Annotated in this window: 13 protein-coding genes; 7 read left to right on the top strand and 6 right to left on the bottom strand. The window is 63.6% G+C overall.

Translation table 11 applies throughout. The features are described from left to right. Window positions 1-38 precede the first annotated feature (38 nt). From NKJ00_RS21525 to NKJ00_RS21505, 5 genes are all read right to left on the bottom strand, one after another. On the bottom strand, window positions 39-2,258 hold the full coding sequence (locus NKJ00_RS21525; RefSeq protein ID WP_352610731.1) for a 3-hydroxyacyl-CoA dehydrogenase NAD-binding domain-containing protein: 2,220 nt from the start codon (window positions 2,256-2,258) through the stop codon (window positions 39-41). Window positions 2,259-2,272: 14 nt separating this feature from the next. Then, the gene (locus NKJ00_RS21520) at window positions 2,273-3,481 is read right to left on the bottom strand and encodes an acetyl-CoA C-acetyltransferase (RefSeq protein ID WP_127295300.1); all 1,209 of its coding nucleotides are present in this window, start codon (window positions 3,479-3,481) and stop codon (window positions 2,273-2,275) included. A gap of 33 nt (window positions 3,482-3,514) precedes the next feature. Beyond that, window positions 3,515-4,684, bottom strand: coding sequence for an acyl-CoA dehydrogenase family protein (locus NKJ00_RS21515; RefSeq protein ID WP_352631071.1), 1,170 nt, complete (start codon window positions 4,682-4,684; stop codon window positions 3,515-3,517). A gap of 121 nt (window positions 4,685-4,805) precedes the next feature. Next, window positions 4,806-6,617, bottom strand: a complete 1,812-nt coding sequence (locus NKJ00_RS21510) for an acyl-CoA dehydrogenase (protein WP_352610735.1) — start codon at window positions 6,615-6,617, stop codon at window positions 4,806-4,808. 270 nt (window positions 6,618-6,887) lie between these two features. Beyond that, window positions 6,888-7,346, bottom strand: coding sequence for a MerR family transcriptional regulator (locus NKJ00_RS21505; protein WP_128304373.1), 459 nt, complete (start codon window positions 7,344-7,346; stop codon window positions 6,888-6,890). Window positions 7,347-7,800: 454 nt separating this feature from the next. Between NKJ00_RS21505 and NKJ00_RS21500 the strand changes: the two genes are divergently transcribed. The 4 genes from NKJ00_RS21500 (at window position 7,801) to NKJ00_RS21485 (ending at window position 15,314) form a co-directional block, all read left to right on the top strand. Continuing rightward, window positions 7,801-11,880: a peptidoglycan-binding protein gene (locus NKJ00_RS21500; RefSeq protein ID WP_352631069.1), complete on the top strand. Its 4,080-nt coding sequence runs from the start codon at window positions 7,801-7,803 to the stop codon at window positions 11,878-11,880. Between the two features lie 192 nt (window positions 11,881-12,072). Then, a complete protein-coding gene (locus NKJ00_RS21495; RefSeq protein ID WP_023811359.1) occupies window positions 12,073-12,996 on the top strand; it encodes a sulfite exporter TauE/SafE family protein in 924 nt (307 codons plus the stop codon). Beyond that, window positions 12,996-13,787 (top strand): TIGR02186 family protein, encoded by a 792-nt coding sequence (locus NKJ00_RS21490; RefSeq protein ID WP_027161734.1) that lies wholly within the window; start codon window positions 12,996-12,998, stop codon window positions 13,785-13,787. The genes NKJ00_RS21495 and NKJ00_RS21490 overlap by 1 nt, the downstream gene beginning before the upstream one ends. 270 nt (window positions 13,788-14,057) lie before the next feature. After that, window positions 14,058-15,314 (top strand): Hsp70 family protein, encoded by a 1,257-nt coding sequence (locus tag NKJ00_RS21485; RefSeq protein ID WP_352610738.1) that lies wholly within the window; start codon window positions 14,058-14,060, stop codon window positions 15,312-15,314. A 144-nt stretch (window positions 15,315-15,458) separates the two neighbouring features. On the opposite strand, the gene NKJ00_RS21480 is transcribed toward NKJ00_RS21485, so the two are convergent. Further along, the gene (locus NKJ00_RS21480; RefSeq protein ID WP_128304351.1) at window positions 15,459-16,361 is read right to left on the bottom strand and encodes a LysR substrate-binding domain-containing protein; all 903 of its coding nucleotides are present in this window, start codon (window positions 16,359-16,361) and stop codon (window positions 15,459-15,461) included. Window positions 16,362-16,639: 278 nt separating this feature from the next. Between NKJ00_RS21480 and NKJ00_RS21475 the strand changes: the two genes are divergently transcribed. The 3 genes from NKJ00_RS21475 to NKJ00_RS21465 are packed head-to-tail and all read left to right on the top strand — an operon-like array spanning window position 16,640 to window position 21,240. Next, the gene (locus NKJ00_RS21475; RefSeq protein ID WP_164892953.1) at window positions 16,640-19,570 is read left to right on the top strand and encodes a molybdopterin oxidoreductase family protein; all 2,931 of its coding nucleotides are present in this window, start codon (window positions 16,640-16,642) and stop codon (window positions 19,568-19,570) included. Further along, complete coding sequence (locus NKJ00_RS21470; protein WP_352631067.1) at window positions 19,567-20,301, top strand: 4Fe-4S dicluster domain-containing protein; 735 nt, start codon at window positions 19,567-19,569, stop codon at window positions 20,299-20,301. The genes NKJ00_RS21475 and NKJ00_RS21470 overlap by 4 nt, the downstream gene beginning before the upstream one ends. Before the next feature lie 3 nt (window positions 20,302-20,304). Beyond that, entirely contained in the window at window positions 20,305-21,240 is a 936-nt protein-coding gene (locus NKJ00_RS21465) for a dimethyl sulfoxide reductase anchor subunit family protein (RefSeq protein ID WP_128304350.1), read from the top strand. The last annotated feature ends 5 nt before the right edge of the window (window positions 21,241-21,245 follow it).

Genomic DNA, 21,245 nt, shown 5'->3' with positions numbered 1-21,245 from the left:
GCAAAGGTCGCTGCAAGACGCTTGATTTTGCTCATGCGTCAGGCTGCCTGCTTCACGTCGCCTTTCGCATAGGGATCGAAACGCTGGTAGAAGCTCTCGCCCTTCTCGGCCATGTCGAGCAGCAGCTTGGGCGCCTTGAACTCGGCGCCGTATTTCTTCTGCAAGCCCTTGGCGATCTTGACGAATGCCTTGGCGCCGATGCCGTCGATGTAGGACAGCGCACCGCCGGTGTAGGGAGCGAAGCCGAAAGCGAGGATCGAGCCGACATCGGCCTCGCGCGGGTCGGTGACGATGCCTTCTTCCATCACCCGCGCCGCTTCCAGCGCGATGGTGACCAGCAGCCGCTGCTGCAGTTCCCCATAATCGACCTTCTCGGGTGCAAGCTGCGGATAGAGATCCCTAAGGCCCGGCCACAGCTTCTTCTTGGCGGGCTTCGCCGGGTAATCGTAAAAACCCTTGCCGTTCTTGCGGCCGAAGCGGCCGTGATCGTCGACCATGGTGTTGATCAGCGCCATCTGCTTGGGATCGACCGCCTTGTCGCCCAAATCCCTGATGGTCTGCTTCATGATCTTCTGGGCAAGGTCGATGGCCGTCTCGTCGGTCAGCGCCAGGGGGCCGACCGGCATGCCGGCTGCCTTCGCCGCGTTCTCGATCATCGGCGCGGGAACGCCCTCGATCAGCATCTTGTAGGCTTCCGACATGTAGCGCAGCACGCAGCGATTGACGTAGAAGCCGCGCGTGTCGTTGACGACGATCGGCGTCTTCTTGATGGCGCGAACGAAGTCGATCGCGGTGGCCAGCGCCTTGTCGCCGGTCTTCTTGCCCAAAATAATCTCGACCAGCATCATCTTGTCGACCGGCGAGAAGAAATGGATGCCGATGAAATTCTTCGGCCGCGCAGAATTCTTCGCCAGGCCGGTGATCGGAATGGTCGAGGTGTTCGACGCGAAGATCGCCGATGGCTTCAGCACGGCTTCCGCCTGTTCGGTGGCGCTCTTCTTCACGCTCGAATCCTCGAAAACGGCCTCGACCACCAGATCGCAGCCGGCAAGGTCGGCATAGTCCGCCGTCGGCGTGATCAGCGACAGCAGTTTGTCCTTGTCCTCCGGCTTGGCGCGGCCCTTCTTAACCTGATCCGAGATCAGGCCGTCGGAATGCGCCTTGCCCTTGGTCGCCGACTCCAGATCACGGTCGAGCAGCACCACCGGGATGCCGGCCTTGGCGGTGACATAGGCGATGCCCGCGCCCATGAAGCCGGCCCCGAGAATGCCGATCTTCTTGAATTTGGTTTCCGGCACGCCGGCCGGGCGGCGGGCGCCCTTGTTCAGTTCCTGCAGCGACACGAACAGCGAGCGGATCATCGCCGCCGCTTCCCTGGTCTGCATGATCTCGGTGAAATAGCGCTGCTCGATGCGCAAGGCGGTGTCGAACGGCACCAGCAGGCCTTCATAGACGCATTTGAGGATCGCGGCGGCGGCCGGATAATTGCCGTAGGTCTCGCGACGCAGGATGGCGATGGCCGGTGGCCACAGATTGGCGCCCGCCACCGAGTAGATCGGGCCGCCGGGCAGCTTGAAACCTTTCTCGTCCCATGGCGCCACCGGCTTCAGGCCATTCCTGATCATCGCCTTGGCGGTCTCGACCAGTCTGACCGGCTCGGCGATCTCATGGATCAGGCCCATAGACTTGGCTTTCTGCGGCGACAGGGTCTGGCCGGAGGTCAGCATCTGCAGCGCCTGCTGCTGATCGGTCAGCCGCGGTACGCGCTGGGTGCCGCCGGCGCCGGGGAAGATGCCGATCTTCACCTCGGGAAGCGCCATTTTTACCTTGTCGCTGTCGGCGGCGACACGGCCGTGGCAGGCGAGCGACAATTCGAAGGCGCCGCCCATGCAGGTGCCGTTGATCGCCGACACCCACGGCTTTCCGCAAGTTTCCAGCTTGCGGAACAGGCCGGTCATCATGCCGGCATTGTCGAACAGCGCCTTGGTCGCCTTTTCGGCGTCCTTGCCCTTTTCCGCAGCGAAGGTCGTCAGCATCTTCTGCAGCAGGGTGATGTCTGCACCGCCGGAGAAGGTATCCTTGCCGGAAGTGATCACGGCGCCCTTGATGGCGGCATCACCAGCCACCTTGTCGACAATGGCGTTCAATTCCCGCATCGCCTCTTCGGTGAAAACGTTCATCGAGCGGCCAGGCATGTCCCAGGTGACCAGCGCAATGCCGTCGGCGTCGATGTCGAGGGTGAAATTGGTGTAGCTCATCGTTTCTCTCCCCGTCAGACGCGTTCGATGATGGTTGCGGTTCCCATGCCAGCGCCGATGCACAGCGTCACCAGAGCGGTGTTGAGATCGCGGCGCTCGAGTTCGTCCAGCACCGTGCCGAAGATCATCGCGCCGGTGGCGCCGAGCGGATGACCCATAGCGATAGCACCGCCATTGACGTTGATCTTGTCGTGATCGATGTCGAACGCCTGCATGTAGCGCAGCACCACCGAAGCGAAGGCTTCGTTGAGCTCGAACAGGTCGATGTCCGAGAGCTTCATCTTGGCGCGCTTCAACAGCTTCTCGGTGACGTCGACCGGGCCGGTCAGCATCAGCACCGGCTCGGAGCCGATGTTGGCGAAGGTGCGGATGCGGGCGCGCGGCTTCAGCCCCATCGCCTTGCCCGCCTTCTTCGAACCGAGCAGCACGGCGGCGGCGCCATCGACGATGCCGGAGGAATTGCCGGCATGATGGACGTGATTGACCTCTTCCACCTCGGGATGCTTCTGCACGGCGACGGCATCGAAGCCGCCCATTTCGCCTGGCATGACGAAGGACGGGTTGAGCGAGGCCAGCGACTGCATGTCGGTGGACGGGCGCATATGTTCGTCATGGTCGAGGATGGTCAGGCCGTTCTGGTCCTTGATCGGGACGACGGAATTCTTGAAGCGGCCATCGGCCCAGGATTTGGCGGCGCGCTTCTGGCTCTCGACCGCATAGGCGTCGACGTCGTCTCTGCTGAAGCCGTATTTGGTGGCGATCAGGTCGGCCGAGATGCCTTGCGGCACGAACCAGCCGGGCAGGCCGACCGAAGGATCCATGAACCAGGCGCCGCCCGAGGCGCCCATGCCGACACGCGACATCGATTCGACGCCGCCGGCAATGACGATCTCATCGGCGCCCTGCGCGATCTTGGCGGCGCCGAAATTGATGGCGTCGAGCCCGGAAGCGCAGAAGCGTGAGATCTGCATGCCGGGCGCCTTGGTGTCGTAGCCGGCCTCGAAGGCGGCGGCGCGCGGAATGACCGAGCCGGCTTCGCCGACCGGATCGACGCAGCCGAAGATGATGTCATCGACATTGCCGGTGTCGAGCCCATTGCGGTCGCGCAGCGCCTCGAGCGTCTTGGCGGCAAGCCGCACCGCCGGCACCTCGTGCAGCGATCCGTCCTTCTTGCCCTTGCCGCGCGGTGTGCGCACAGCGTCATAGACATAAGCTTCAGCCATTTGCTTGCTCCTTGGGTTTGCCGGTCGTCGCCCTCAGAGAGAGCGGCCGATCAGCAATTTCATGATCTCATTGGTGCCGCCGTAGATGCGCTGGACGCGAGCGTCGCGGAACATGCGGGCGATCGGATATTCATTCATGTAGCCATAGCCGCCATGCAGTTGAAGGCATTCGTCGACGACTTTTCCCTGCAGGTCGCTGAGCCAGTACTTGGCCATCGACGCGGTCACAGGATCGAGGCCGCCGGCGATGTGGCGGGTGACGCAATCATTGTAGAAGACGCGGCCGATGGTGGCCTCGGTCTTGAGTTCGGCCAGCTTGAACTGGGTGTTCTGGAAATCGATGATCGCCTTGCCGAACGCCTTGCGCTCCTTGACGTAACGAATAGTCAGCGCCAGCGCCCGCTCGATCATCGCAATGGCGCCGGTGCCGATCTGCAGTCGCTCCTGCGGCAGTTGCTGCATCAACTGGACGAAGCCCTGCCCTTCCTCGTGGCCGAGCAGGTTGGAGGTCGGCACGCGCATGTCGTTGAAGAACAGCTCCGACGTGTCGTTGGCCTTGAGCCCGATCTTGTCGAGGTTACGGCCGCGCTGAAAACCTTCGACCTCGTCGGTCTCGACGACGATCAGCGAGGTGCCCTTGGCGCCCTTCTCCGGATCGGTCTTGGTGACGACGATGATGAAGTTCGCAAGCTGCCCATTGGTGATGAAGGTCTTGGAACCGTTGATCTTGTATTGATTGCCATCCTTCTGCGCCCGCGTCTTGACGCCCTGCAGGTCGGAGCCGGCGCCGGGCTCGGTCATGGCGATGGCGCCGATCAGCTCGCCGGTCGCCAGTTTCGGCAGCCATTTCTTTTTCTGCTCCTCGGAGCCGTAGTGGAGGATATAAGGGGCGACGATCGAATTGTGCAGGCCGATGCCGAACCCGTCGACACCGACATGGCCGATGGCCTCGATGATAGCGCTCTCATGCGCGAATGTGCCGCCGGAACCGCCATATTCCTCCGGCATCGAGGCGCAGAGCAGGCCGGCGGAACCTGCCTTCAGCCAGCTTTCGCGATCGACCATCTCGTTCTTCTCGAACTCGTCGTAGCGCGGCGCGATCTCCTCCGACATGAAGCGATGCGCCATGTCGTAGAGCATGCCGACCTCGTCCGCCGCCCAGGAGGGCTTCGGAAGGCCAAGGATTTCAGCTGGGTTGGTCATGCTGGTATGATACTCCTCCCGAGATGCATCATCGAAACTGAAGCCGGCGCACTGCCGCAACGACCCCTCCCGGCCCTTCGGGCCACCCTCCCCTCGAGAGGGAGGGGGACGCAGGTCATCTTTAGAACGCTTCCGCCGGCAGTGCCATCAATGTGTCGGCGCCGCTCGAAATGCGGGCGAGATGCGCCGACGTCTCCGGCATGATCCGCTCCATGAAGAAGCGCCCCGTCACGACCTTGTTGTCGTAGAAAGCCACGTTGTTTTCATAAGAGGATTGCGCGCCATTGGCGTCAGTCTTGCCAAGTGCCACCTTGGCCATCTGCGCCCACATATAGCCCAGAGCAACCAGGCCGAAGAGATGCATGTAGTCGGTCGAGGCCGCACCGGCATTGTCGGGCTTGGCCATGCCGTTCTGCACCAGCCACATGGTCGCCGCCTGCAAATCGTTGAGACCTTTCTTCAGCGCCTTGGTGAATGGCGCCATCTTCTCGTCGGAGCGGTTCTCCTCGCAGAACTCACCGACCTCCTTGAAGAAGGCCTGCACGGCGCGGCCGCCATTCAGGCCGAGCTTGCGGCCGACGAGGTCGAGCGCCTGGATGCCGTTGGCGCCTTCATAGATCATGGCGATGCGGGCATCGCGCACGAACTGGCTCATGCCATGCTCTTCTATATAGCCGTGACCGCCGAACACCTGCTGCGCCATGACGGCGTGGTCGAACCCTTTGTCCGTGAGCACGCCCTTGACCACCGGTGTCATCAGGCCGGTGTAGTCGTCGGCGGCCTGGCGGTCCTTGTCGTCACCCGAGCGGTGAGCGACATCGGACTTGATCGCCGTCCACAGCGCCAGCGCGCGGCCGGCCTCGTTGAAGGCTTTCATGGTCATCAGGCTGCGGCGGATGTCGGGATGGACGATGATCGGGTCGGCCTTCTTGTCCGGCGCCTTCGGCCCCGACAATGAGCGGCCCTGCAAACGGTCCTTGGCGTAGGACACGGCGTTCTGGTAGGCGATCTCCGACAGCGAAAGCCCCTGCAGGCCGACGCCGAGGCGCGCCTCGTTCATCATCGTGAACATCGCCTTCAGGCCGCCATTGGCCTCGCCGAGCAGCGCGCCCTCAGCCTCGTCATAGTTCATGACGCAGGTCGAATTGCCATGGATGCCCATCTTCTCCTCGATCGAGCCGCAGGAGACGGTGTTCCTGGTGCCCGGATTGCCCGACGGGTCGAGCTTGAGCTTCGGCACGATGAACAGCGAGATGCCCTTGACGCCTTCCGGCGCGCCCTCGATGCGGGCCAGAACCAGATGGACGATGTTGTCCGACATGTCGTGTTCGCCGGCCGAGATGAAGATCTTCTGGCCTGAAATTTTATAGGTGCCATCGCCGTTCGGCACCGCCTTTGTCCGCAACAGGCCGAGATCCGTGCCACAATGCGGCTCTGTCAGGTTCATGGTGCCGGTCCAGGCACCCTCGATCATCCTCGGCAACCATGTCGCCTTCTGCTCGTCGGTGCCGTGGGTGATGATCGCGGCGATCGCACCCTGCGTCAGGCCCGGATACATCATCAAGGACATATTGGCCGAGACCATATATTCGGCGACAGCGGTGTGCACGGCATAGGGCAGGCCCTGGCCGCCGAACTCGACGGGTGCGGCCAATCCCATCCAGCCGCCCTCACGATACTGGTCGAAGGCCTCCTTGAAGCCTTTCGGCGTGGTCACCGAGCCATCGTCGTGACGCACACAGCCTTCCATGTCGCCGACACGGTTCAGCGGATGCATGACGTTTTCGGCGAGCTTGGCGCCTTCGGCGAGGATCGCCTCGAGCACATCGGGCGTGGCATCGGCAAATCCGGGAAGGTTCGAATAACGCTGATAACCCAGAACCTCGTTGAGCACGAACAGCGTATCCTGGACCGGAGCCCTGTATGTCGGCATGCTTTTCTCCACCCTGCAAACCCGGTCCGAATACCCCCAAGACAAGCCAGGGCGGCATGCGGACCCATATTGGGAGCGGATAGCAAAAATTGACGTGTGCGTAAACGTCAATTTTTTCGATGCGACAAGATTCCCCGCCCACTGGAGCAATGAGCGTAGCGGCGCGACGTTGCGCAAGCCAGCGCCGAAAGGCCATAAGAGTGGGCCAGGACAACGAAAAGCCGCGTGGCAGGCCACGCGGCTTTGATCGTCAGACAATTGGCGGAGGACTTAGCTGGCGGCGCTCGCCTGCGGTGCCGAACGCTCGCTCAGCATCTGTCGCACCGCCGACATCGAGCCGCTCAGCTCGTTGATGGCGTCGTCGATCAGCGCCTTTTGCTTCTGCAGGCGGGCAAGCTGCTTTTCCGACTTGTCCAGCGCGAGCTTGAGCTGCTTGGTGTTTGAACCGGTCGGATCGTAGAGATCCATCATCTGCTTGACATCGCGCAGCGAGAATCCAACCTTGCGGCCAAGCAGGATCAGCTTGAGACGGGCCTTGTCGCGGCGCGTGTAGAGACGGGTCGATCCGTCACGCTGCGGGTTGAGCAGGCCTTTGTCTTCGTAGAAACGCAGCGTGCGCAGCGTCACTCCATATTTCTTCGCCATCTCGCCGATGCGGACGAGATCCTCGCCGGCTTCGGCAGACATATTGGTATTGGCCGCGGTCTCGCCGGCCGAGATAAGCTTCATGGTCACTGGCTTCCCCGTCTGGTGGCGTCGCGGTCTCGGACCGTGCGTCGCCTGACTGGAAGCGGGGGCCTGCTTCCAGTCGTGGTTTCAACAAACAAATCGCAAACATGCGCTCAATGCGCCTTTTACGTTTACGTCAATTCTATACCGATTGCCGCATGATGACGCAAGGGCGTTCTGCGCGGCGCCCTTTATGCCGCACCGTCAGGCCGGCAGCCGACATCCTTTCAATTTCTTAAGTTTGGTTAACGCGTTGTTTACCACGTTGGGGGAAATGTGGGCGGGTCGGCTACCCGTGTTTATCCTGTATCGAATTTTTCACGGTTTTTCGGAGCGCGGGCGAGAGCCCGGGAAGCTCGTCTTCCGCCGCGGCATCGCCGCCGGTCGCCTTCGTTCCGATAGGGACCTGGGGGAACTGGCCGCGAGCCAGCCATTCTGAAAGACGGACGCACCGATGAACAGCAAGCGGTCCTATCTCGATACACTCAATGCCGGCAGGCAGCGCAGGCCGCAGACCACGCTCGAGCAGTTGAACCAGTCGCTGGAGACGCTGGAGCAGCGGCTGGAGCGGACGCGCGAGGATCCGATGGCACGTCCCGATCCCCGCCAACCAGATCTGCGCCAAACCGATCCCCGCCAATATGCTGCCGACGCGCGCTATCCCGCCGCCCGGCCCTCTGGCCAGCAGCGCTGGTATGAGGACCCGCAGCCCGCGCCGCGTCCGAAGAGCCCGATGCAGGGAGCCGCCGCTTTCGAGCAGAATTACCAGGCCATTGCCCGCGATATCGATCGCGTGCGCGGCCAGGAGGATGGCGTCGCCATGGTCGGCAAGATCGCCGGCGAATTGCGCGGCATGCGCGAGGAACTGCGCCACCAGATGACCGCAGGTCTGCAGCGGGAATTCGAAGCGCTGCGCAAGGACATCGAGCGGGCTTTCCAGTCAGGCGCAAGGCCCGGTGCTTTGGCCAAGGGCAGTGCTGAACTCGGCCTTGAGTTCGAGCGGCTTTCGGGCGCCATCCAGACCCTGGCCGAGAAGAGCGACGACAGAAGCGTCAACATGCTGCGGCTCGAACTCGAACAGGTCAAAGCCGCACTCGACACGCTGGCACGCGAAGAGAGCGTGCAGAAGGTCGACCGCCGCTGGGACGATTTCGATCGCCGCTGGACGGCGTTCGAAGACCGCGTCGACGCCGACCAGCTCAAGCGCTCGGACGACCCGGGCCTGTCTGCTCTGACGGCCCGGCTGGAGCAAATCAGCAATGCCGTCAACAATTTGCCGGAATCGTTGTCGCTGCGCTCGCTGGAGGAGAAGGTGCGCACGCTTGCCGGCGCTGTCGACCATTTCGCCAGCCAGCAGGACAATCGCGGCAGCGACACACTTGGCATGATCGACGAGCGGCTGGACGAGATCTCCCGCGCCATCGTCGCATCCACGGTCGCGGCGCAAGCCAATTCATTCGACCACGAGGCTTTCGAGCGCATCGAGAGGCGGATCGACTCGCTTGCCAGCCAGATCGAGGAAGTGGCGCAGGATCGTCCAGGCAACGCGGTCATGGACCGGCTGAGCACGCTGTCCGGTCGGGTCGACGAGCTCGGCGGTCGCGCCAATCTGCCCGAGCAGGCGATGGAGCGCCTGGCCAAGCAGATCGCACTCATCGCCGACAAGATCGACCAGGCGCCCGCCATGCCTGACGCCGACTACATCTTCCATGGGCTGGAGCAGCGCTTCGACGTGCTGTCGAGCATGATGGAACGCCGCCAGGGTGACGCCATCGAACAGGGCAACATGCTGTTCCGCGATCTCGAGCGCAGACTGGACGAGGTTGCCGACAGGCTCGACCAGCGCATGCCGCAGGTCGACAGCGCCGGCATCATGGAAGCCATCGATGCCCGCTTTACGGCGCTCGCCAAGCGTATGGAAACGCGTGTGCCCGATCCCGCGGGCGAAGCCGCGATCCGCGGCCTGGAGAGCCGGCTCGAAGACATTTCAAGCCGGCTGGACGCGTCGGCCGCACAGGTCGCCGGCATCGATCCGGCGCTGATCCGCAGCCTGGAAGCACAGGTTGCCGGCCTGTCCGCTCATCTTTCCAAGCCCAGCACCCCGCTGCCGGAATTCGAGGACATCAGCCCGCGTCTCAACGAAATTGAAAAGTCGCTCGCAGGAACCCGCGATTCCATCCTTGGCGCGGCGCGCGAAGCGGCCGAGAACGCAGTGCAATCGCTGGCCGGTTCGAGCGCTAATACGACCGCGGTTTCCGGCCTCGCCCAGGATTTGAAGACACTTGAAACGCTGACGCGGCGCTCCGACGAGCGCAATTCGAGAACGTTCGAGGCCATCCACGACACGTTGCTCAAGATCGTCGACCGGCTAGGTTCGCTCGAACCCGGCGAGCCGGTCGAGGCGATGAGCGAATTGCTGGATGCGGCACCGGCCGAGCCGAGCAACTGGCGCGGCGCCCGGCGGCCCAAGATGGCTGTCGACGCGCCGTCGATGGATATCGATCAGCCCCTGCCATTGACCGGGGACATGGCCGATCTCGATGGCCGTGCCGCCGCCATCCTGCGCAACGAGCCGAGTGCGCGTGGCGACCTGGGTACGCGTGGCGACCTGGGTACGCGTGGCGACCTGGGTACGCGTGGCGACCTGGGTATTGGTATCGGCACGCGCACGCCGGCCGAGGCTGCGGCGGCGGCTGCCATGGCCGCGCTCGGTTCGGACACGATCGCCGAGAAAGGCGAACAGGCAGGCGGCCGCAAGTCGTTGTTCGGCGGGCTGGCCCGCGCCTTCAAGGGCAAGAAGGAGGCGGACATCCCGCCACTGGCCGGCTCGGCGCCGAGTGCCCCGATCCCGAGCGTCGATCTCGACGAGCCGCTCGATCCGAAAATGGCCAACCGGCCGCTGGAGCCCGGCTCCGGCGCACCTGACCTCAATGCCATCATGAAGCGCGTGCGTGACGAGCGCGGCCAGCCGGCCAAGCCCAGCGACACCGATGCCGCCAAATCGGACTTTATCGCCGCGGCCCCGCGCGCGGGGCGGGCCGCGGCCGCCGAGGCCGATGCGCTGAAGCGCCAGTCGACGGTGACCGGACCGGTGAAGGCGCTGCGGATCGGCGACCTGCTCAAGGCACGGCGCAAGCCGATCCTGATGGGGACAACCGCGATCCTGCTGGCGCTGGGCGCTCTGCAACTGGGCAAGGCCTTCTTCGCCGATCCGGCCCAGGTGGCGAGCAACGATGTCGCGCCGATCGTCGCCTCGCAGCCGGTGCAGACCGCCTCGCTCGATGCCGCGAGCCAGCCAAAGACGGACGCGCAGCCCGCGGCAGTGGAAAGCGCGCCGGACCATGCCGTCAGACAGGCCGAGCCGTCCGCACCGGCAACCAAGGACGACATGGCCGCGCAAAGCATGATTGCCACGCCGTCAGGCGCCGAGCCGTCGATGGGTGCCGCGCCGACCGCCGAGCCGGTTCCGGCGCCCGTCGCCTTGGCCACATCGGCCGATGCGAACCCAGCGGTGTCCGAGACAACAGCCCCGGCTGCGCCGCCCTCGACCGTTCCGGTCGCCCCGGAAGCTGCCGATACCGACACCGGCATCCAGCCTATGGCGGCAGAGCCGACCATCGCCAAGGACACCACGGGCGCGGTTCCGCCGGTGGACGCTTCGCCGGCGACGACGGCAAAGTTCGACATTCCCGCTGACGCCGGCCCGCCCGCCTTGCGTGATGCCGCCGCCGGCGGCGACGCCAAGGCGCTGTTCGAAATCGGCTCGCGCTATGCCGAGTCGCGCGGCGTCAAGGAAGACATGGCGGCAGCGGCCAAATGGTACGAGAAATCGGCGGAACTCGGCTTCGCGCCGGCCGAATACCGCATCGGAAATTTCTACGAAAAGGGCATCGGCGTCGCGCGCGACATCAAGAAGGCGAAGACCTGGTACCAGCTTGCCGCAGCACAGGGCAACGCCAGCGGCATGCACAATCTAGCCGTCCTGTTCGCCATGGCGGCAGACGGCGTGACCGACAATGAATCGGCCGCGCACTGGTTCCAGGCGGCGGCCGATGTCGGCGTCAAGGACAGCCAGTTCAACCTCGGCATCCTCGCCGCTAAGGGCGTCGGCATGAAACAGAACCTCGAGGAATCCTACAAATGGTTCGCGCTTGTCGCCAAGACCGGCGACAAGGATGCGGCGGCCAAGCGTGACGAGATCGCCAATGCGCTGCGGCCCGAGCAGCTCGAACGCGCCCGCGCCGCGACTGAGCTGTGGAAGGCCAAGCCGTTGGATGCGGCGGCCAATTCGGCCGACATTCCTGAATCCTGGCAGGACGGCACACCGCAGACGACAGCCAGCATCGACATGAAGAAGGCCGTCCAGAACATCCAGCGCATTCTCAACAAGAACGGCTACGACGCCGGCGGCGCCGACGGCAAGATGGGCCAGAAGACGAAGACCGCGATCATGGCTTTCCAGACCGACAACAAGATGCCGGCGACCGGCGAAGTCGATGAAAAACTGGTCAAGGCGCTGCTGGCGCGCAAATAACGGCGGAGGCGTCGTTTCCACGACGCCTCTGCCACACATTCGCCTGTTAACTGATTGAGATGTTTTTTGTTTCGGCGGCGTAGCGCGGTTTGACTTCGCAGCACCTCCGGCGCAAGAACGAATTGGCTTGTCGGTCCAAGATGCCCGCAACGGTTGCATTCGCCGACAGGCAGAACTGATCGAGACTGACGGGTGGGCATCTATCTCCCGATCGCGGAAATTTCCGTCAATATCTTCGTCCTGCTGGCCATGGGCGCGGCGGTGGGTTTCCTGTCGGGCATGTTCGGTGTCGGCGGCGGCTTCCTCATCACGCCGCTGTTGATCTTCTACAACATACCCCCGGCGATCGCTGTCGCCACCGGCGCCAACCAGGTCATCGCCTCCTCCGTCTCCGGCGTCCTTTCGCACATGAAGCGGGGTACGCTCGATTTCAAGCTCGGCGGGGTGTTGCTGGCCGGCGGCATTGTCGGCTCCACCGGCGGCATCTACGTCTTCGCCTTCCTGCGCCGCCTCGGCCAGCTCGACCTGTTCATCTCGCTGCTCTACGTCGTGCTGCTCGGCACCGTCGGCGGGCTGATGTTGGTCGAAAGCGTCAATGCGCTGCGCGCCACGCGCAGCGGTGCGGCGCCGGTGCTGAAGAAATCCGGCCAGCACAACTGGATCCACCGCTTGCCGCTGAAGATGCGGTTCAGGGCGTCAAAACTGTTCGTCAGCGTCATCCCCGTACTTGGCCTTGGCGCCGGTATCGGCTTCCTGTCGTCGATCATGGGCGTCGGCGGCGGCTTCATCATGGTGCCGGCACTGATCTATCTGCTGAAAGTGCCGACCAACGTCGTCATCGGCACCTCGCTGTTCCAGATCATCTTCACCTCCGCCTATACGACGCTGGTCCACGCCACCACCAACCAGACGGTCGATGTCGTGCTGGCCTTCCTGCTGATGGCGGGCGGCGTCGCCGGTGCGCAGTACGGCGCCAAGGCCGGCCAGAGGCTGCGCGGCGAGCAGCTCAGGGCGTTGCTGGCGCTGCTCGTGCTGGCGGTGGCGATACGATTGGCGATCGATCTGTTCGTCACCCCGCCCAACCTCTATTCGCTGTCTGCCGCGGGCCTCAACTGATGAGGGCTCGCAACACATTCGCAACCGCCATTGTCCTGTCGCTGCTTGCGGCCGCCGTGCCGGCGAAGGCACAGGTCCCGCTGACCGAAGGCATCCAGATCGGGCTCTCCACCGACAACGTCTCGATCACCGCCGGCTTTTCCGGGGCCGACCTGACCATCTTCGGTTCGCTGGAAAACCCGGATCCACTCGTCGCGCGCCAAGGCCGTTACGACGTCATCGTCGTGCTCGAAGGTCCGCCCAAGCCGGTGGTGGTGCGCCGCAAGGACAGGGTGCTCGGCGTCTGGGTCAATCTGGACTCCGAGACCTTCGAAAACGTGCCCGTCTCCTATTCGGTGGCGACGACGCGGCCGCTGCAGGACATCACCGAACCCAACAGCTACAAGCAGCTGTCGCTCGGCGCCTCCAACCTCTATATGCAGCCCGCCGATGCCGGCGACAGCCCGGCGACGATCGAGGAGTTCACGGCGGCACTGCGGGAGCGCAAGTCGGCGACCGGCCTCTACAGCGAGAATGTCGGCGGCGTGCAATTTTTGTCGCAGAACCTTTTCCGCGCCACCGTCAGGCTGGCACCGAATGTGCCAGTTGGAACCCATAAAGCCCGCGCGTTCCTGTTCAAGAGCGGCCTGTTCATCAAGGAAAGCTCGGCCCAGCTCGAAATCCGCAAATCCGGTTTCGAGCAGTCGATCTTCCGTGTCGCGCACAATTATTCGTTCCTCTATGGCGTCTTCGCGATATCGCTGGCCATGCTGACTGGCTGGCTTGGAAGGCTGATCTTCCGGCGGGACTAATGCATGTCGCCCAAAAGTGGCCCCGGTTTTGGGAGAACGACATGCATCGAATCAAGACCTGAAGTGCGTCGCGTGAATCCGCTCAAACGCGACGCACTTCAGAACTTTCCCGAAAAGTGGTTTCCCTTTGCCGAGGCATGCGGTAGACCGCGCTCCCCGGCCAAATGGCACACACAAACAATTCGGTTCGGCAGAGCAGCCCGTCCCCGGACAGCGCGCGATTTCTCATGGCGCCTCTTGGCTCGCCGACGACAAATACAGGAACTTGTCATGCGACCAGCCTTCGGCGGCATCGACTTCGGGACTTCGAACTCCACCGTTGGCGTGGTCCGCAACGGGCAGCCGCGGCTCGTCGTGCTTGAGGACGGCCAGGTGACGCTACCCAGTGCCGTATTCTTCAACTTCGAGGACAACCGCACCTGCTTTGGCCGCCACGCCATCGCCAACTACACCGACAGCGTCGAAGGCCGGCTGATGCGTTCTCTGAAGAGCGTGCTCGGCAGTTCGCTGGCCCATGAAAAGACCCGCATCAAATCGCGGTCGATCGGCTTCATGGAGATCGTCGGCATGTTCCTCGGCCATCTCAAGAAGAGGCTGGAAGCAGATGCCGGCGATACGGTCGAGACCGTCGTGCTTGGCCGGCCGGTGCAATTCGTCGATGACGATGCCGAGGCCGACGCGAAGGCGCAAAGCGAACTCGAGAACGCCGCGTGTGCCCAGGGCTTCAAGCACATCGCTTTCCAGTTCGAGCCGATCGCGGCGGCGCTCGACTACGAGCAGAAGGTGACGCGCGAGGAACTGGCGCTGATCATCGATATGGGCGGCGGCACGTCGGACTTCTCGATCGTGCGCGTTTCACCGCAGCGCTCCCGGTCGCTCGACCGCAAGGACGACATCCTGGCCAGCCGGGGCGTCCACATCGGCGGCACGGATTTCGATCGGCAGCTGAGCATCGCCCATGTGATGCCGCAGCTCGGCTATTTGACGCCAACCAAGGACGGCAAGCGCAATCTGCCGGCAAGCTACTTCATCGATCTGGCGACATGGCAGCGCATCAATCTGGTCTACACCGCCAGGGCGATGACGCATCTGCGCCAGATCCGCTACGAGGCCGAGCGCGCCGACCTGGTCGGCCGTTTCATCCACATCGTCGAACACCGCTATGGACACGCGCTGGCGGCACTCGTCGAGAAGGCCAAGATACAGCTGACCGACAGATCGTCCGCAGATGTCGTGGTGAAGCTGCCGGGTGCGGAGTTCGCCGCCGAAATCACGCGCAACGGGCTGGATGCCACGATCGCCAGGGATATCGAGCGTGTCACAGCAACGGTGGCGCAGACCATCCGTGACGCTGAGGTGAAGCCATCCGACATCACCGCGGTGTTCCTGACTGGCGGATCGACCGCGATCCCGCTGGCCAGACGAGAAATCCTGTCGCTGGTGCCGCAGGCGTCCGTCATCGAAGGCGACATGTTCGGCTCGGTCGGACTTGGGCTGGCGCTAGATGCCCAACGGAAGTTCGGCTGATCAGGGTCCATTGATATTCAGGTGATGCCGGCCTGCAAATGGCTGGTACCTGCGCTTCCGGTGCTCACGTACTTTAAGTACGCTCCGCTCCGGTTCTCGGCGTCAGCCATTTTCGACTCGGCCTGACCTGAATCTCAACGGACCCTATCTTGGCGCGGACCCGTTCATCTCCGTACCCAGATGTGCCTTGAGCGCCATCTGGGCCAGGCTTGCCTGGCGATCGCGATGAGTGATCATGGCGAAGTCGCGTTTCGGCAGTTCGAGCGGCACCGATCTCAGACCGCCTTCGGCCACGGCGCGGGCCACGACAAGCTCCGAAATGATGGTGGCGCCGGCTCCTGCCTCGACCGCCTGGCGGATAGCCTCATTACTCGGCAGCACCAGGAATATCTGGAGGTCGGCGAGCGAAATCCCTTCGTGGCGCGCCAGATCCTCCAGCACCTCGCGCGTACCCGAACCACCCTCGCGGATGATCCAGCGCAGGCCCTTGATGTCAGGGCGGCCGGGCGCGACTTCGGGGATCTCCGGATGCGCGCTGGCAACCACCAGCATCAGCCTGTCGACGTCGACCTTGGCGCGGCGCAATATGTCGGACTCGGTGCGGCCTTCGACCAGGCCGAGATCCGCGGCGCCATCGAGGACATTGGCCTCGACCTGCCTGGTGTTGCCGATGGAGACGCTTAGCCTGACGGCCGGATAGGCTTCGTGGAAGGAAGCCAGCCGGCGCGGCAGCCAATAGCTGGCGATGGTCTGGCTGGCGGCGATCGAGAGGCTGCCGGTGACGGTCTGTGAGACATGCTCCAGCACATTGCGCGCGGCGGCGGCCCGCTCGAGCACGGCCTTGGCCTCCGGCAGGAACCGGTGGCCGGTCTGGGCAAGCTCGATGTTGCGGCCGACGCGGTTGAACAGATGGACGCCGTGCTGTTCTTCAAGCGCCCGGATGGCGGCCGATGCGGCCGACTGCGAAATGCCCAGCAGTTCCGCCGCCTTGGTCATATGGCCGCGCTCTGCGACGGCGACGAAAATCCGCAACTGGTCCAGGGTCATGTCTGCATTAAGAACCAATATCGATCGAATTTACAAGAACAACTGATTAGACGGATCGATAGCTTTATTCTAAGTTTTTGGGTGAAGTTAGAAAAAATTCGCCGAGAGATCGCAGAGAGCAGAATGGTCGGGCGGTTCAGATCCCTGCTTGCGCATTGGACCCGCGGCATAAGACGGCGGCTGGCCGGCGATCGCTACCACCCGGAAGAGCATTACATGCGCGGCCCCGGACCGAAGACGCGGGCCAAATCCATGGGCCGTACAGGCGCCACCGGATCATGATGCAGGGACCGCCGCGCGGCGCGAATTCGGCACCATCGCAACGCCCGCTTGCCGACACGCGAGCGCCTGACGAAGGCGACGGCGTCGACACCTCGCCTGATGTTTCCGACAGCATCGCCAAGACGACCTGCTACATGTGCGCCTGCCGCTGCGGCATCGATGTGCACATCAAGGATGGCAAGGTCCGCTACATCAACGGCAACAAGGACCACCCGGTCAATCGCGGCGTGATCTGCGGCAAGGGCAGCTCCGGCATCATGCAGCACTACAGTCCGGCAAGGCTGAAGAAGCCGCTGCTGCGCACCGGCCTGCGCGGCTCTGGCGAGTTCCGCGAGATCGAATGGGAAGAGGCGTTTTCGATCGCCACCGAACGGCTCTCGGCGATCCGCCGGACCGACCCCAAGAAACTGGCCTTCTTCACCGGCCGCGATCAGTCGCAGTCGCTGACCGGCTGGTGGGCGAGCCAGTTCGGCACGCCGAACTTTGCCGCCCATGGCGGCTTCTGCTCGGTCAACATGGCGGCCGGCGGTCTCTACACGATCGGCGGTTCGTTCTGGGAATTCGGTGAGCCCGACTGGGACAACACCCGGTATTTCATGCTGTTCGGCGTCGCCGAGGATCACGATTCCAACCCGATCAAGATCGGCCTCGGCAAACTCAAGGCGCGCGGCGCCAAGGTCGTCTCGATCAACCCGTGCCGCACCGGCTACAATGCCATCGCAGACGACTGGATCGGCATTCGGCCCGGCACCGATGGGCTGTTCGTATTCGCCCTCATCCACGAATTGCTCAAGGCGGGCCGCGTCGATCTCGATTATCTGCTGCGCTACACCAATGCCCATGTTCTCGTCGTGCAGGAGTCGGGTGCCGCCGATGACGGGCTGTTCGTGCGCGACGCCGACGGAAATCCCCTGGCGTGGGACAGGGTTGCGAAGACGCCTGTCGGCGCCACTGATGCCAGTGCGAAGCCGGCACTGACGGGCAGCTTCACGATCGGCGGGCGCCACTGCGTCCCGGTGTTTCAGCTCATCGCCGACCGCTACCTCGATGAGAGCTATGCGCCGGACGCGGTCGCCGAGCGTTGCGGCATTGCCGCCGATACGATCCGCAGGATCGCCGCCGAACTTGCGCATGTCGCCTTCGAACAGACGATCGAACTGCCGATCGCCTGGACCGACTGGGCCGGGCGCCGGCACGAGACCATCAAAGGGCGGCCTGTCTCGATGCACGCCATGCGCGGCATCTCGGCCCATTCGAACGGCTTTCACACCTGCCGCGCCATCCATCTCCTCCAAGTGTTGCTGGGCACGGTGGATGTTCCCGGCGGTTTCCGTTTCAAGCCGCCCTACCCCCGCTCCGCTCCGCCAGGACCGAAGCCGGCCGGCAAAACCGTCAAGCCGATGACGCCGCTTGACGGCATGCCACTCGGTTTCGTCTGCGGGCCGGACGATTTGCTTGTCGATGAGGCCGGCACACCGCTTCGTATCGACAAGGCTTATTCCTGGGACGCGCCGCTGGCCGCGCACGGCCTGATGCACACCGTCATCCGCAATGCCTGGGCCGGCGACCCGTACCCGATCGATACGCTGATGATGTATATGTCGAACATGGCGTGGAATTCCTCGATGAACACCGTTGAGACCATTGCCATGCTGACCGACAGCGACGAAGCGGGCAACTACAAGATTCCCTTCATCATCTATTCCGATGCCTATTATTCCGAGACCGTGCCGTTCGCCGACCTGGTGCTGCCGGATACCACCTATCTCGAGCGGCATGATTGCATCAGCCTGCTCGACCGGCCCATCAGCCATGCCGACGGACCGGGCGACGCCATCCGCTATCCCGTCGTCGAGCCGGACCGCGACGTCAGGCCGTTCCAGTCGGTGCTGATCGAACTCGGCGCCCGGCTCGGCATGCCCGGTTTCGTCGATGAGGACGGCACGGCCAAATACCGCGACTACGCCGACTACATCGTCAATCATGAGCGCACGCCCGGCATCGGCCCGCTCGCCGGCTGGCGCGGCAAGGATGGGACCTCGACCGGCAGGGGCGAGGCCAACCCGGATCAGTTGCAGCGCTACATCGACAATGGCGGCTTCTGGCATCACGATTTCGCCGACGACCAGCGCTACTATAAGATGGCCAACCGCTCCTATCTCGACTTCGCGGTGCAGATGGGCTTCATCCCCAAGGCGGAGCCAATCGTCTTCCAGCTCTATTGCGAGCCGATGCAGCGCTTCCGCCTCGCCGCGCGTGGGTATGGCCCCGTATTGCCGCCAAAGGGCGATCGCCAGCGCATCGAGACCTACATGGACCCGCTGCCCTTCTGGTACATGCCCTTCGAGGAAGCGGTCGTCGACCTCGAAAAATATCCGCTGCATGCGCTGACGCAGAGGCCCATGCACATGTACCATTCCTGGGGATCGCAGAATGCGTGGCTGCGGCAGATCACCAGCCAGAACCGGCTGTTCGTGCATCACCGGACGGCAGCCGGCCTTGGCCTTGTCGATGACGACTGGGTGTGGATCGAAAGCATCAACGGCAGGGTGAAGGGGCAGATCAAGCTGATCGACGGGGTCAACGAAAGCACGGTCTGGACCTGGAACGCCATCGGCAAGCGGCGCGGCAGCTGGGGGCTGAAGGACGACGCGGCCGAGAGCAACCGTGGCTTCCTGCTCAACCATATCATCGGCGACCAGACCTCGGCCGATGCACAGGGCAAACGCTATTCGAATTCCGATCCGGTCACAGGCCAGGCCGCATGGTTCGACCTGCGCGTGCGCATCGTCAAATGCGCTGTCGAGGAAGCCGGCTTCACCGAGCCGCAATTCGAGCGTTTCCGGCAGCCGCCGCATTTCGAACCCTCACCCGACATCCTTCGCTTCGGTGCCGAATTCCGCAGGGCAAGAGAGGCGACCGAATGACCTGTCTGCCAAGCCAAAGCGGCAAGAAGCTCGGCCTCGTCATCGATCTCGACACCTGCGTCGGCTGCCAGGCCTGCGTCACCGCCTGCAAGGAATGGAACACCGGCGGCCACATGGCACCGCTGACCGACATCGACCCCTATGGCGGCCATGTCGACGGCGTCTGGTTCAACCGCGTGCACGCTTACGAGCACACGACCGAGATGGGCGGGCGCACCGTCAATTTTCCGCGTTCCTGCCTGCATTGCGAGACACCGGCCTGCGTCACCGTCTGCCCGACCGGCGCCTCCTACAAGCGGGCCTCGGACGGCATCGTGCTGATCGACGAGGACAAGTGCATCGGCTGCAAATTGTGCAGCTGGGCCTGTCCCTATGGCGCGCGAGAATTCGATACGGACGTCGGGGTGATGAAGAAGTGCACGCTGTGCGTCGACCGCATCTACAATGACAATCTGGCCGAAGAGGACCGCGTACCGGCCTGCGTCGCCGCCTGCCCGACCAGCGCCCGGCATTTCGGCGATCTCGGCGATCCCCTATCGGCGGTTTCGCAACTGGTGGCGGAGCGTGGCGGCGTCGACCTGATGCCTGAGCTCGGCTATCGCCCGACCAACAAATACCTGCCGCCGCGCGCCCACACCACGCGCGCCGCATCGGTGGCAGCACCCGCACTCGAACTGGTGGGGGCCGAAGGCGGTTTCCTCGGCTGGGTCGACCGCATGCTTTCGAACTGACCCATGCATCCAGCCTTCTCCGTCGTCTTCTTCACCACCGCCACCGGGGCGGGCTACGGCCTGCTCGCGCTGCTGGGCGTGCTCGGAGGATTCCAGATCATCCCACCCGATTTCTGGCTGGGCTTCATCGGCATGGGGCTGGCGCTCGGCCTGATCGTAGCCGGACTGTTGTCCTCGACTGGCCACCTCGGCAGACCCGAACGCGCCTGGCGGGCGTTCTCGCAATGGCGCAGTTCATGGCTGTCGCGCGAAGGCGTCGCCTCGGTCATCACCTTCATTCCGGCGGGACTGTTTGGCATCGGTTGGGTATTTTTTGGCCGCACCAGTGGCTGGGTGGCCATTGCCGGATTGCTGGCGGCCTGCGGCGCGATCGTCACCGTCTGCACCACAGGCATGATCTATGCGTCGCTGAAGCCGATCGCCCAGTGGCACAGCCGCTACACTCTACCGGCCTACCTCATCTTCTCGGCGATGACCGGCAGCGTGCTGCTGAACGCGCTGCTGCAGGGATTTGCTCTCGGCTCGAAGATGCTTCTGGCGGCTTGCTTGCTGCTCACCTTGCTCGGCTGGGGCTGGAAGCTCGCGACCTGGCGCTACAACGACCGATTGGAGATCGCGACCACCGCCAACACCGCGACCGGGTTGGCCGGAGGCACGGTGCGGTCGCTGGAATGGCCGCATACCGAGGAAAACTACCTGCTCAAGGAAATGGGTTTCCGCATCGCGCGCAAGCACAGCGCGCGGCTGCGCCACATCACGCAGCTTCTGGCCTTCGTGTTGCCCTTGGGGCTGCTCGCCATTGTGTTCGCCCTGCCATGGCCGCTGGCAGCGTTGCTGACGGTACTTGCTGCTGCAATCCAGTTCGCCGGCATGCTGGTCGAACGTTGGCTGTTCTTCGCCGAGGCGAAGCACACGGTTACGCTCTACTATGGCAGGTAAGGTTG

This window comes from Mesorhizobium sp. M0227 (genome assembly GCF_040321855.1).
Taxonomy (GTDB): Bacteria; Pseudomonadota; Alphaproteobacteria; order Rhizobiales; family Rhizobiaceae; genus Mesorhizobium.
This window is presented reverse-complemented; position numbering and strand designations above follow the sequence as displayed.